The organism is Shewanella sp. H8 (assembly GCF_040285065.1).
Classification (GTDB): domain Bacteria; phylum Pseudomonadota; class Gammaproteobacteria; order Enterobacterales; family Shewanellaceae; genus Shewanella; species Shewanella polaris.
Genome location: NZ_CP157213.1, coordinates 4,289,740 through 4,303,538, shown reverse-complemented (window position 1 = coordinate 4,303,538; position 13,799 = coordinate 4,289,740). Strand labels below are relative to the sequence as shown.

10 protein-coding genes and 1 pseudogene are annotated in these 13,799 nt (G+C 40.9%); 6 read left to right on the top strand and 5 right to left on the bottom strand.

The features are described from left to right. Positions 1–70 precede the first annotated feature (70 nt). Complete coding sequence (locus ABIS04_RS18780; RefSeq protein ID WP_350432037.1) at positions 71–652, bottom strand: hypothetical protein; 582 nt, start codon at positions 650–652, stop codon at positions 71–73. A 451-nt stretch (positions 653–1,103) separates the two neighbouring features. Here ABIS04_RS18780 and ABIS04_RS18775 point away from each other — a divergent pair. Continuing rightward, positions 1,104–2,182, top strand: a pseudogene (locus ABIS04_RS18775) (IS110 family transposase). 495 nt (positions 2,183–2,677) lie between these two features. Here ABIS04_RS18775 and ABIS04_RS18770 read toward each other — a convergent pair. Then, positions 2,678–3,301 carry an AbiV family abortive infection protein gene (locus tag ABIS04_RS18770; RefSeq protein ID WP_350432036.1) on the bottom strand — a complete coding sequence of 208 codons (624 nt, stop codon included), beginning with the start codon at positions 3,299–3,301 and terminating at the stop codon, positions 2,678–2,680. A gap of 1,147 nt (positions 3,302–4,448) precedes the next feature. Further along, on the bottom strand, positions 4,449–5,810 hold the full coding sequence (locus ABIS04_RS18765; RefSeq protein WP_350432035.1) for a sigma-54 dependent transcriptional regulator: 1,362 nt from the start codon (positions 5,808–5,810) through the stop codon (positions 4,449–4,451). A gap of 253 nt (positions 5,811–6,063) precedes the next feature. Between ABIS04_RS18765 and ABIS04_RS18760 the strand changes: the two genes are divergently transcribed. From ABIS04_RS18760 to ABIS04_RS18740, 5 genes are all read left to right on the top strand, one after another. Beyond that, positions 6,064–6,564: a hypothetical protein gene (locus tag ABIS04_RS18760; protein ID WP_350432034.1), complete on the top strand. Its 501-nt coding sequence runs from the start codon at positions 6,064–6,066 to the stop codon at positions 6,562–6,564. A 172-nt stretch (positions 6,565–6,736) separates the two neighbouring features. Continuing rightward, on the top strand, positions 6,737–7,297 hold the full coding sequence (locus ABIS04_RS18755) for a BON domain-containing protein (protein ID WP_350432033.1): 561 nt from the start codon (positions 6,737–6,739) through the stop codon (positions 7,295–7,297). Between the two features lie 159 nt (positions 7,298–7,456). After that, positions 7,457–7,624: a hypothetical protein gene (locus ABIS04_RS18750; protein ID WP_350432032.1), complete on the top strand. Its 168-nt coding sequence runs from the start codon at positions 7,457–7,459 to the stop codon at positions 7,622–7,624. A gap of 129 nt (positions 7,625–7,753) precedes the next feature. Next, complete coding sequence (locus tag ABIS04_RS18745) at positions 7,754–8,338, top strand: TetR/AcrR family transcriptional regulator (protein WP_350432031.1); 585 nt, start codon at positions 7,754–7,756, stop codon at positions 8,336–8,338. A 151-nt stretch (positions 8,339–8,489) separates the two neighbouring features. Beyond that, positions 8,490–9,014 (top strand): NlpC/P60 family protein, encoded by a 525-nt coding sequence (locus ABIS04_RS18740; RefSeq protein ID WP_350433474.1) that lies wholly within the window; start codon positions 8,490–8,492, stop codon positions 9,012–9,014. A gap of 100 nt (positions 9,015–9,114) precedes the next feature. On the opposite strand, the gene ABIS04_RS18735 is transcribed toward ABIS04_RS18740, so the two are convergent. Both ABIS04_RS18735 and ABIS04_RS18730 read right to left on the bottom strand, forming a co-directional pair. After that, positions 9,115–12,252, bottom strand: coding sequence for a multidrug efflux RND transporter permease subunit (locus ABIS04_RS18735; protein ID WP_350432030.1), 3,138 nt, complete (start codon positions 12,250–12,252; stop codon positions 9,115–9,117). Positions 12,253–12,264: 12 nt separating this feature from the next. Then, the gene (locus tag ABIS04_RS18730; protein ID WP_350432029.1) at positions 12,265–13,500 is read right to left on the bottom strand and encodes an efflux RND transporter periplasmic adaptor subunit; all 1,236 of its coding nucleotides are present in this window, start codon (positions 13,498–13,500) and stop codon (positions 12,265–12,267) included. Positions 13,501–13,799 lie beyond the last annotated feature (299 nt).

Genomic DNA, 13,799 nt, shown 5'->3' with positions numbered 1-13,799 from the left:
CATGCTAGGTTTAGACTTATAACGCCCAAAGCAGCGAGCGCCGCTTTTTGGCGTCCGCTGCCTTTGTTTGTTATGCATTTTCACCAACTGACTCTACTTGTGTATTAAGTATCTGGCGCATCATTATGAGTGAAAATTTCACTCCGTCTTTTTCTTCGATCATATCCTTAAGATATATCTTGTTGTCGCCGTATTTTTCGGGAAAACTAATACTCATATAAGTCATGCGTTTTTTATCTGCTTCCCAGAAGCGATACTTCACTTCATCGTGGCCTGTATACTTCTTTAGGAAACGGTCAATCGTCAGGCCTTCTCTCTGCCAATTAACTAGCTCCTTACTCACCCACACCTCATCCCATGTTTCAAATACGGGAAAATGAGCGAGTATGTTACGCACGAACTTAAACAGAGGGCCTCCAATCTCAGATTCCATCGGAGGACGCTGTGTCTTTAGCGCTTCAAGTACATGCTTGAATGGCTCATAAGCTAAAAGCTCGGCATAAACTGCAAAGATGCTCGACACTTTACCAAACCTATAGCAATCCTCTTTGGCCCAGAAATCATCCATCATGATCTCATCGAACAAGTCGTAAAACCGGTTGTACCCAAGACTGAGGAATAACTCTTCGGATTTATTAGGTCTCGCTTCCATTGCTCAATCTACCTAGATGCATAACGTTTTAGTATTTATGCGTTGCGCTGTTTGCAAGGCATAAATCGCTTGTTGGACTTGGCCGATGCCTAGTCCATATTAACTGGCATACTTCATGCTATAGGAATTTGCTTTTTTTGATGCTGGCTATGGGATACAGAGCAGTTTTAGTCTGTTGATATTGAATAGCAGGTAAGTTTTTCATTGAAATTCCTTTTCATCATATTTTTCTATCTTACATCTTTAAGCCTAACGGTTTCAATGAGGATTATGTACTCAATTGAAGCCTCATTTGGCTCCGCGCAGCGGCTTAGTTCAACGCCCAAATAACAGGCTAAGTAATGGTTGGCTAAAATTGTGTAGCGAAGCGAAACGTAGCCAACTGTTACGTGTCCTTGTTGATTTTCTTGATACTTATTGAGCCCTCTCCCTAGCAAGCCGCATCAGCGGTATGCTTAAGGTGACTAAACCAACAGGAGAAAGCTCAATGAGATTTTATAATAACTCACATCCATACTACTGTGGTATTGATTTACATGCACGTTTACTTTACGTCTGCATCATTGATTCTAAAGGGGAAGTTGTTGCTCACAAAAAGATAGGTGCCAGCAAAGATGACTTATTACTCATTCTAGAACCCTATATCGGCAATGTAATTGTCGGGGTTGAGTGTATGCATTGCTGGTACTGGGTGTCAGATTGGTGTGCTGAACTGGGAATTGATTTTATCTTAGGCCATGCGCTTTATATGAAGGCGATCCACGGTGGTAAAACTAAAAATGATAAAGTCGATTCCTTTAAAATTGCCACATTACTGCGTGGTGGCAACTTCCCCATAGCGTACGATTATCCGAGTGAAATGCGCGCAGCACGCGACTTGTTACGTCGACGAATGAAGATTGTCCGTCACGGTGCGATGCTCAAAGGCCACGTGGTTAACACCAACAGTCAATACAACTTGCCTGCGACAGAGTTAAATCTTAAAAATATTTCAGCAAGACAAAAACTACGCGAGCAATATCAAGATCCTATCGTACAACGAAATATCGATTTAGACATGGCACTCCTTGATTGTTATGCAAAGGAACTCGCACAGGTTGAATGGTTCATCGAAAAACAAGCCAAAAACCATAATCCCGTCTATTTAGAATTACTGAAAACGGTACCTGGTATTGGTAAGATTTTATCGCTGACTATCCTGTATGAAATCGGCGATATTAGCAGATTGAGTCAGTACAAAAGTTTGCGTCATACTCTCGATTAGTCAAATGTAAAGCGGAGTCAGCCGGTAAAACCTACGGTACTAACGGTAATAAAATCGGTAATGCTCATTTGAAATGGGCGTTCTCAGAAGCTGCGGTACTTTATCTGCGAGGCAATGACAAAGCACGTAACTACCTTAATCGATTACAAAAACGAATGAGTAAAGCTAAAGCATTATCTGCACTGGCACATAAGCTTGGCCGCTGTGTTTATTTCATGTTAAAGAACAAAACGGTGTTTGATGAACAACGATTCTTAAAAGGATAAGTCGCGCAATAAGGTGAGCTGAACGTCTAACTAGATACTCTTTGAAAAAGAGAAGCGAGCATGACCGTGAATGATGTGGCTAATGAAGCAATGACTTCTCACCATCATCACTATGCCAAATGCTATTTAAGCTACATCGCCTTGATTAGACACCTTATTGGCGCGCATTAATGAATGCAATCAACAAAGTCGTTTACACCTTAAATGAGCCTGAAACTAACTGTGCATAAAGCACCTGAGACTTGAATAGTGCCATCTTAGGGTTAACCGATAAATGTCTAGTGCCCCTGATATTTCAAAGGAATGAAAAGCGTCAGGCAGCGATAAGATCGCACTAAGAGAGCCTCTATATGTGTTTGCTGTAAACGACGATTTGACAGCTAAATGACAGACGAAGTAGATGAATTTGTTGATTGATTTTAATTTGACTGCAAAAGCAGTCAAATAAGTTAGGCTCGCCTATTGACTGGCGGAAGGCTCATATGTGTTATGTTTCTACGACACCGTAGCAAGCATTTTATCAATAAACTCAGCAGGGTTTTGAACTAACTCATCTGGATAAGAAGCACGAACCTTCTCCTTGGTTTCTTCTTTAAGTGACTGTAAGTCCAACAAGTAAGGACTAAGCCTAGCAACTCTAAAGATAGCTAAATCTAGATTTCTTTCAGATTGCTTTTGAGTAATTACATCTGATGGTAATGTAAAAGAACCGTTATCCCAATCTGCGTACAAGCATGTGTTCTTTTTATCATTTTGTCCGTCAGCCATATGAAATAGCATTTCGATTGGAAAATTTTGTTTTTTAAACTCCGCACCAAACAAAAATATAGAAATGGCTGCATCATTTAATAGTTTTTGCTTATGATCCCTAAAGCGCCTATTTAGTTTCTTCCAATCAACTTTTATACCAGCAGACACTTCTATTAAGGCTCGAAATAGCATAAAACTTTTACCGAGCTCTTCTCTAGCAAAATGACTTAAAGCATAAGATCTTGCATACATTTCATTTTTATGAAGAAGTTCAGACTCGTCACAAAGTTCTTGAGCATTACGTAAGCACTTTATTGCACCATCAAATGCTGTATCAAATTTAAGATTATTAATTTTAGTTTGACTCACAATACTCCCTGAAACATAACGTTTTAGTATTTATGCGTTGCGCTGTTTGCAAGGCATAAATCGCTTGTTGGACTTGGCCGATGCCTAGTCCATATTAATTGGCATGCTTCATGCTATAGGAATTTGCTTTTTTTGATGCTGGCTATGGGATACAGAGCAGTTTTAGTCTGTTGATATTGAGTAGCAGGTAAGTTTTTCATTGAAATTCCTTTTCATCATATTTTTCTATCTTACATCTTTAAGCCTAACGGTTTCAATGAGGATTATGTACTCAATTGAAGCCTCATTGGGCTCCGCGCAGCGGCTTAGTTCAACAGCTTATTGAACGGCTCACCCGATAAAGTCGGCTGTTCAAGTTATTGATTTATATCATCCTACATTCTCTATGTCTTTGATGTAAAGCGATAAAATACTCTCAACATCCTAAAATAAAACGAGCTTGCGCGTTAATGTCGTTAAAAAAATAAACGATAAAATTTATTTTCAATATTATCAACCAATTATAGTTTTCTAATTAAGCCTACGCTACGACTTTAGGCTTACTTAATGAGTTGTTTGATTTAAATTAAGCCAAATCTCATTATACCTGTATATAAAACAAGTTCATTAAATTATGTAATCTAGGCAGTAAAAATGACATCTGTAAAAGAGCAATATCAATTAAATTTTGTATGGAAAACGAAGGTAAGAATTGTTAAATAGAGCTTTGGTTCTAAGTAACTTTGGGGCATAAATGAGTTACTTATATTGCTTGCAACAGTACAAATTCAACTCTGAACTTGAGGCCGTTGAAGAAAATGACGTGAGTCCAGACATGGATGTCTGGCTAGCTTTAGAGGGGAAGGGACGCCCCATCTGAAGCGTTAGCATTTTCGAATAAGGCCGAAGCAGACTACAAACGCGGTTAAAAGCTCGATAATTTTCCGTCGCAATTTTTTCGCTGCTGTTGTTTGGTTAAAAAGCGAAAATGTTGCCGGAACGGCAGGGGTGATCCAAGAGGGGATAGCTGTTGATCCCCTTTTGGCCCGTGCAAGGTGGAACCTTGCGATCTTAATCTGGTGTGGGCGAAGCGCCACGACGTTGGTGGCCGCAGGCCATAAGAACAACCACTGGCTAAGAAAATTGGCCATCACAATTGACCATAGACTTAATCTTCTGAGCTGGTTTGGTCTTCGTATTTACTCAGTTTGTTGTACAAGGTTTTGACACTAATGCCGAGTTGCTTGGCGGTGTCATTTTTATTGCCGGCGGTTTGATCTAGTGCTTGATAAATTGCGACTTTTTCAAGTTCATCTAAACGCATGCCAGCGGGGATTTGTACATCGTCTTCCGCTGATTCGGCAGACGGTTCTAGCGGGTTAATATTGATATGGCTGACATCAATAATATCGTCGGCAAGAATATAAGCGCGCTCGATTGCATGCTTTAACTCTCGCACATTGCCTGGCCATTTTTGTTGTTGAATAAGAGCTAAGGCATCGTCGGTAAAGACTTTGCAGAGCTTTTCTGCAGCATTGCGGTAGGCTAAAAAGTGCTGGGCGAGTCCGCTAATGTCGTTGCCTCGGTCACGCAACGGCGGTACGTGAATAGGAAAATGCGCTAAGCGAAAATACAAATCTTCACGAAAATGTCCGTTTTCAATGGCTTTAGCGGGATCGCGATTGGTTGCTGCCACAATACGCACATTAGCTTTTTTAACATTAGGGCTGCCGACTTGTCTATATTCGTTATTTTCGAGTACCCGCAACAATTTAACCTGATGCTCTAGTGGCATTTCGGTGACTTCGTCTAAAAATAACGTGCCACCCTCAGCTTGTTCAAATACCCCAGAATGATCTCGATGTGCGCCTGTAAACGCACCTTTAACATGGCCAAATAATTCACTGTCGACTAACTCTGGGCTTAATGCGCCGCAGTTAATGGCAATAAATGGCTCGTTAACTCGGTTGCTGGCTAAGTGAATCGTATTGGCAACCAACTCTTTACCTGCTCCACTTTCACCAATAATCAATACGTTACTGTCTGTTACCGCAACCTTACGCGAAGTTCTGTACAGCTTATGCATGGCTCGTGATGAACCCACTAATAAACCGTATTGATCAAGCTCGCTTGAAAAAGGTTGGTGTTTTTTAGCCGATTTAGTCACTAAGTCTTGGGCGAAATCTTCTAAGGTATCGTCAATTAACGTCATATCGTAGGGCTGACGAAAATGATAACCCGCCCCAGTAGCCATTAGTTTGTCTAGATTGGGGTTTGGTTTGCCTTCGCTTAAAAAGATAAATTCGATATCAGCCATTAATTCACTGTTGGCGATATCGAGATAGTCTTGTTGGCTTAGGTTGGCGAGTTCGATAATGGCCACATCTACGGCATTATCTTCAAGTTGAGCCAGCCAAGGTCGTTCGATGCTACTGGCGATTTTATTGAAATGTTGGCAACCCGGAACTTGTAAGAGCTGAGTTTGTGTTTGCGGCTGGCGCAAATGGTAAAAAAGTACTGGACGACCCATGCCGATATCACTCCCTGTCTGTTAATAACCACTGTATGTCGGAGGTGTAGATTTGACAATTACAGGCGGTAAGTTTTTCCTGTTCGGCGTTTGTCCTGAGACGAGCGTAATAGCATAACAATTTAAAATCAGTAGGTTAATTAAACTTTGTCAATGTGCATGAATTATGCAAGTCATCATAATGACTCAATATTACATTTATTAGCAAGTCATAAGCATGTTCACGATAACCGTTAATTGATGATAAGGAGATATGACGTTGAATCTAAAGCAATCAAAAGAGGTTATGCACGACGGCACCGATTTATGGCTATTAAACGAAGCCATTGATTTATGCCAAGCGGGGCAGCAATTTTATGCCCAGGCCACTAAAGGGATAGATGATTACAATATCAAACGTATTTTTGGCCATATGGCAGAGGTCCGAAAAGGTATTTTGCGCCGCCTAACGGCATTGTTTAAACAGGTTGAACCGCGATATCCACAAACGATTGAGAGTATCGAAACCTTAAGGCCGTCACTAAGGCCTTATTATGCCGAGGCAGAAAAAGCCATAGAACAAAAGCGTGTTGCTAAAGCCATTAAGGTGCTGATTACCGCAGAACAATATGTGTTAAGCAGGCTTAAGCTTGCCGCCAAGCGTGCCAGTAGCCAGCAAGTGATTCGGCAATTAGCTGAAGGTATCGCATGGCTGCAAATAAGTTGCGACAGCATGAAAAACTTACCGCTTAATGAGTCGAGTCAATCGTCTTGAAAATTTTACATAAGGTCGGTAAAAAAGTCCGATGTTTAGCAACGATTATCAACTGACTTTTAACGAAATAAAGTAATAATATCATTCTAAACAGATGGTTATAAAGCTTGGCACAGTTCGCGCATTACCTAATATGTAAAACGCATTAACACTAACAATGGAGAATATCTTTATGAAAAAGACTACATTATCAGTATTAACAAGCATCGTTCTTGGTTCAATGGCATTTACTGCAAACGCAGCTCAAGATTGGCAGGATGATGCAAAAGATGCATGGATTGATGGTAAAGCTGAAACCACGTTATTGTTAAACACTAACCTTAACTCTTTTGATATTAATACTGACGTAACAGACGGTAATGTGACCTTAACGGGTAAAGTAAACAGCAGTGTTGATAAAGCGCTGGCCGCCGAATTAGTTAAAAGTGTCGATGGCGTTAACGAAGTTAATAACGAATTAACCGTGATGAAGCAGCATCACAGCGACAAAAATCATGACAGTGATACTTTAGCCGACACCTTAACTGACTCGAAAGTGGCTACCGTGGTGAAAACACGCTTATTATTTTCAACTGATGTCTCGGGAACCGACATTGATGTTGATGTAGAAAACGGTGTCGTGACCTTAGAAGGTACAGTGTCGAGCGATGCAGAGCGTGATTTGGCCGTTACCATTGCCAAAAATACCGATGACGTGAAAGATGTCGTGAGTGAGATCCGTGTAGCAGGGTAATTTATTCGGTTATACTACTAACCAGCCTCCGGGCTGGTTTTTTATGTTCAAACCACGGGATAACGCTAACTATGCCGAACTTTCTATTACAAAAAAGAGTGTGTTTGTCTATGGTATTGGCCGCTACTTTTGGGCTGTTTTTTGGGTGGTTGCAGTAGCATGTTATGCCAAGCCCAAACAGATAAAGCCACTGATCCGCTAATGAAATATGAGCAACAAAAGCAGTGTGAAGAATTAGTTGATCAACATATTGATAATGAAATAATCAAGAAACGCGCTGAAAATCAGCAGTTGCTAGATGAGTCAATTAAGCAAAATACTCATTAGCTTTCCCACCAATAATCGTCATCTAATATTGTTTTATCATTAAAATCAGCCGTTACAGGCGTAATCGACTAGAAATATATAGGCGACTGGTCTAATTTTGTTTATGGTAGCGCCAAAATTGGAGAACCTATGAACAAAAATACCACCAGTAAACAGTCAATTTGTGCTGTTGGTGAAAAGCTATTTGCTTTGCATGGTTACAGCGCCGTTGGCATTAAACTCATTTTGGATGAAGTGGGTATTCCAAAAGGATCGTTCTACCATTATTTTGCCAGTAAAGAGGCCTTTGCTGCAGAAGTGGCGGAATATTATTTTCAGCAACGTATTGCGCCGATTTCAATGGATCCGAATGCCAATTTTAAAGCTAATGTCACCTCCATGTTGGCTGGGTATCATCAACTGATCGACTTTTTATTTAGCGACGATAAGCCGCGCGGTTGCTTAATGGGTAACCTCATGGTTGAAGTCACTCCGCAAACGAGTTTGTTACATCAAACTCTTAACGGACTTTATGATCAATGGTTGGGCTTGCTTTGTGGATTAATCGAGCAAGGTCAGCAACAAGGTTTTATTCGTAAGGACTTAACCTCAACGGTATTATCGAGCATTTTTTGGTCAAATTGGCAGGGCACTATGTTACGCTGTCAAATTAAAGCTGACAAAATGGCTGCAAAACGATCAATCGTTCAGTGCATGCAACTTATTACGCGTTAATTTTTTTAGATGTTAATAAATTTACAATAAATTACAGCATATTTTAATAGCGTATTGCGATAGTTAGCTTGTATAAACGTATTTATATTTTGGTGATGTACCGGGTCTGGAGTGGGTCGAATTGGTTAAAGGATTATTATTTGCTTGTTTAATGGTGCTGTTGTCTGCGTGCGCGTCGAACCCGCCAGTCGTTGTCGCCCATAAGCCCGTGGTGGTTCCTCCCATGCTTAAGCCTGCGCCACCAACATGGAGTGAGTCAAACTTATTAAGTTTTCACGATCAATGGAAAGGGACTCCGTATCGTTTGGGCGGTTTAAGTCGAAAAGGCATTGATTGTTCTGGTTTTGTGTATTTAGCTTATCTTGATATTGTCGGTGACAAATTACCTCGTACTGTAAATGCACAGCGCATTTTGGGTAAAGAAGTTCCCCGCAATCAGCTTATCATCGGTGATTTGGTCTTTTTCAAAACAGGCAGAACTACTCGTCATGTAGGCATTTACATGGGCAATGATCGCTTTTTACATGCCTCGACTAAGAAAGGGGTAAAAATTTCCAGTTTGAATAATATCTATTGGAAGCCACGTTTTTGGTTTGCCAAACGCTTAAATTATTCTTCATCACAACAAAACATGTCGATAGCCAGTTTAGTTGATTACGCGCAGCATCAGGATTAACCCGTAAACCTTAGCTTGACCTGCGTTTGAGATAGATAATAAAAAAGAGATAAACCGTAAGGTTTATCTCTTTTTTATTTTACACTAATGACATCGTTGGTTATTCAACTTCTATAGGCTTACTGCGTTTTGCTAATGCATAGTAAAACAGCGGTGTCAGTAACAAACCAAATATGGTCACCCCAATCATACCGGCAAACACTGCTACACCAATCGCTTGACGCATTTCTGATCCAGGTCCGCTCGAGAACACCATAGGCACTACACCCATAATGAAGGCGATAGACGTCATTAGAATGGGGCGTAAACGTAAGCGGCCCGCTTCAAGAATTGCCTCTAATGGTGTTAGCCCAGAGTCTTGTAAATCTTTAGCAAATTCAACAATCAAGATGGCGTTTTTGGTCGCCAACCCCACCAGAACAATCAGTCCTATTTGGGTAAAGATGTTGTTGTCGCCACCGAAAAGTAATACCCCGCTTAATGCCGACAATAAGGTCATCGGAATAATTAAGATAATCGCCAATGGTAAACTTAAGCTTTCATACTGAGCCGCCAACACCATAAAGACTAATAGGATGATCAGCGGGAAAATATATGCACCTGCATTACCTGCCAAAATCTGTTGATAAGTAATATCAGTCCACTCGTAACTCATGCCATTAGGCAAGGTTTCAGCCAAAATCTTCTCAATTGCAGCTTGCGCTTCACCACTGCTAAAGCCTGGGGCTGCACCGCCATTTATCTCTGCTGTTGTGAAACCGTTATAGTGCATAACGCGATCTGGACCTGCAACATTGGCAACGTTAATAAATGAACCAATAGGTACCATTTCACCATTATTGTTACGTACTTTTAATTGAGATATTTGTTCAGGTGTTTGTCTAAACTGCTCATCTGCTTGCACTTTTACTTGATAAGTACGACCAAATTGATTGAAGTCGTTAGCGTACACAGAACCTAAATAGCCCTCTAATGTTGAAAATAGTTCGTCCAATGACACCGATTGCTGTTTAGCTTTAGTACGGTCTATGTCAACTTCAAGTTGCGGTACATTGACTTGATATCCAGAGAAAATCCCCGCAAGCTCAGGTGTTGCTCTGGCTTTTTGTACCACTTGCATGGTGACTTTATACAATTCTTCATAGCCATAGTTTGCTCTATCTTGAATTTGTAATTTAAAGCCGCCAATAGTACCTAAACCGCGTACAGGTGGTGGTGGGAAAATGGCAATAAATGCGCCATCAATAGCGGCAAACTTTTGGTTTAATGCCGCTGCAATGGCTCCTGCTGATAACGATGGATCTTTACGGTCAGCAAAGCTTTCTAATGGAGTAAACAAAATCGCACTGTTGGTGCTGTTGGTTAACCCATTAATGCTGAGGCCTGGGAAGGCAACTGCATGAGCCACACCGGGTTGATCTAAAGCGATACGTGACATTTCCTTCACGATAGCGTCAGTACGATCCAACGATGCTGCGTCTGGCAGTTGGGCAAAAGCGATTAAGTATTGTTTGTCTTGCCCTGGTACGTAACCAGTTGGGGTATTGGAAAATTGTAAGCCCGTTAAGCCAACTAAGCCGATATACAACACGCCGGCAACCACACCAAAACGAATGACTTTTTTTACTACCCAACCATAACCGTCTGATAAGTGCGCAAAGAAACGGTTAAAAGGAGTAAATAACCAACCGCCAAGCATTTTATCCATGCCGCGGGTAAGGAAGTCTTGTTTATCGTCATGGCTTTTAAGCAATAATGCCGATAATGCAGGGCTTAAGGTTAGTGAGTTTATTGCTGAAATAAAGGTAGATATGGTAATGGTTAAGGCAAACTGTTTATAGAATTGACCTGTTAAGCCTGACATAAATGCCGTAGGAATAAATACTGCTGCTAGCACTAATGTGGTGGCGATAATCGGACCGGTGACCTCTTTCATTGCTTTTTGGGTCGCAGCAACAGGAGATAAACCGTCAGAAATATTTCGCTCAACGTTTTCTACAACAACAATGGCATCATCGACCACAATACCGATGGCAAGCACTAAACCAAACAGCGATAAAGCATTAAGTGAAAAGCCCATTAAGTGCATAAAGGCAAAAGTACCTACAAGCGATACCGGTACTGCAACTAAAGGAATGATGGATGCACGCCATGTTTGTAAAAACAGCACTACAACCAATACCACCAGTAAAATGGCTTCAATTAAGGTTTTAACTACAGCTTCAATTGAGCCTCGTACGAACACGGTAGGGTCGTATACGATGTCATAAGTTAGGCCTTCAGGAAAAGCAGCTGATAGCTCCTTCATTTTGGCTCGTACATCATCAGAAATTTGAATTGCATTCGAACCTGATGCTTGGAATACAGGTAATGCTGCAGCGTCTTTATTGTCTAACATGGAACGTAATGCGTAACTTGCTGCGCCTAATTCAACACGGGCGACATCTTTTAAACGGGTAATTTGTCCCTGCTCACCCACGTTAATGATAATTTGTTCAAATTCTTCAACTTCAGTTAAACGTCCTTTAATATTGATCAGTAATTGAAAGTCACTAGTGCCACTTGGTTGAGCACCTAAACTGCCTGCTGCAGCTTGTTGGTTTTGCTCGCGAATGGCTGCAACGACATTATTAGGAGACATTCCAAGTGTTGCCAATTTATTCGGGTCTAACCACACTCGCATACTGTAGTCACCAGCGCCAAATACGCGCACAGCACCAACACCATTAATTCGCGCAAGTTCATCTTTGACTTTTAACACCGCATAGTTGGACAAATACAACATGTCATAACGGTTATCTGGTGAGGTTAAATGCACTACCATCGTTAAGTCTGGAGACGATTTCTCGGTGACAATCCCCAAGCGCTGTACTTCTTCAGGTAAGCGGGGTTTTGCTCGTTCAACACGGCTTTGTACTTGGGTTTGTGCTAAATCAACATTTGAGCCAATAGCGAAAGTGATGGTTAATGTCATGCGGCCATCTGAAGTGGCTTGAGATGACATGTAAAGCATGTTTTCAACGCCGTTAATTTCTTGTTCCAGCGGTGATGCAACCGTTTCGGCAATGACTTTCGGATTTGCGCCAGGGTAGTTAGCGGTAACAACAATCGTTGGCGGCACAACTTCAGGGTATTCGGTGATCGGTAATTGCCAAACTGCTATAGCGCCACATATAAAAAATAATAACGACAAAACCGCAGCAAAAATCGGTCTTTTAATGAAAAATTGAGACAACATTGTGTGTATTCCTTAGCCTTGACTAGCGTCATCAGTAACTTGTGCTGTAAGTGGCTGGTTTTCGAATAGAAGTTGCGCTTGTTGTATCGCTTCTATTTGACTGCGTTCAGCCATTTCGATCAATTTAGGGGAGATAGTTACGCTAGGGCGTACTTTTTGTAAGCTGTTAACCACAATGGTTTCGTTTGGTTGTAAACCCGCAGTAATAATACGCAAACCTTGAATTTTCTCGCCTAAGGTTACGCCGCGATATTCAAGGGTGTTTTGAGCGTTGACTATTAATACATACTTGTTGTTTAGGTCAGTAAAAATGGCTTTGTCATCAATTAAAATGCCTTGATATGAGGCACTACCGGCAATGCTGACACGAGCAAATAGACCAGGTATTAATAGATTGTCAGGGTTAGAAAATGTGGCGCGTACCCGGATAGTACCTGTTTGCTGATTGACTGTATTATCAACAAAATCGATCACACCTTGATAAGTAAATTCCGTTTCATTTGCTAAGGCCATCAATACGGTGTTGTTACCTGAACGTGGGTCTTGGCGTTTTGTTTCACCTGATAGCATTGCATATTTAAGGTAAGTTTGTTCATCAATATCAAAATACGCATGCATATTTTCTATCGATACTAATTTCGTTAATTGAGTTTGACCTGCTGTAACATAATTGCCCGCAGTTTCATTAGCAAAAGATACCCGTCCAGTAATCGGCGCGGTAACTTGGGTGTATTCGAGATTAAGTTTAGCGCTGGTTAATGCCGCTTTTACTGAGGCCACTGCCGCTGCGGTTTGATGCATGTTGCTTCGACGAGTATCAATTAACTCTTCTGATACTGCTTGTTGATTAAACAACTTGTTAGCACGCTCAAAGTCATTTCTCGCTAATTGATTAGCCGACATCGCACTGGTTAATTCTGCTTCAAGACGTTCCGCTTCAGCTGCAAATACCTTTGAGTCAATAGTGAATAACACATCTCCTTTATTCACTAAAGCACCTTCTTTAAAGTTAACAGACTCAATATATCCAGATACGCGCGGGACTAAGATCACTTTTTCAGGTGCTTGTAGGCGTCCAGTAAATTGATCCCATTCGGTAATGCGTTCATTGATTACGGTAGCAACACTCACTTCAGGGGCAGCAGGCGCACTTGCTTGTTGCTGTGGGGGTTGTTGCCCACAAGCGACGAGTAGTAATGCCGTTAGGCTTACTAGCAAAGTGGATTGAATTGATTTATACGTATTCATGTTGCTGTCCTCTAATCAATAGCTTTTATATTATTTAACCGGCTATTGGGTGCGTTATTCTTGTCTTTGGCTACATTTCTATACCGATTGGTATAAATTGTTCTGTACCAAACGGTAATATATAGATTAAAATAACCCTGTCAATGCATTTTGTACCGTTAGGTATGAAATTAATTTGACCAGACGTTCAATTAGTGGGTTGATAAATTAATATCACAGTGAAATAGGGTGATTAATTACAATTAAATAGCGTTAATTAATGCTTGAACATTAGTCTAAGTTACGACTAATCTGCATGT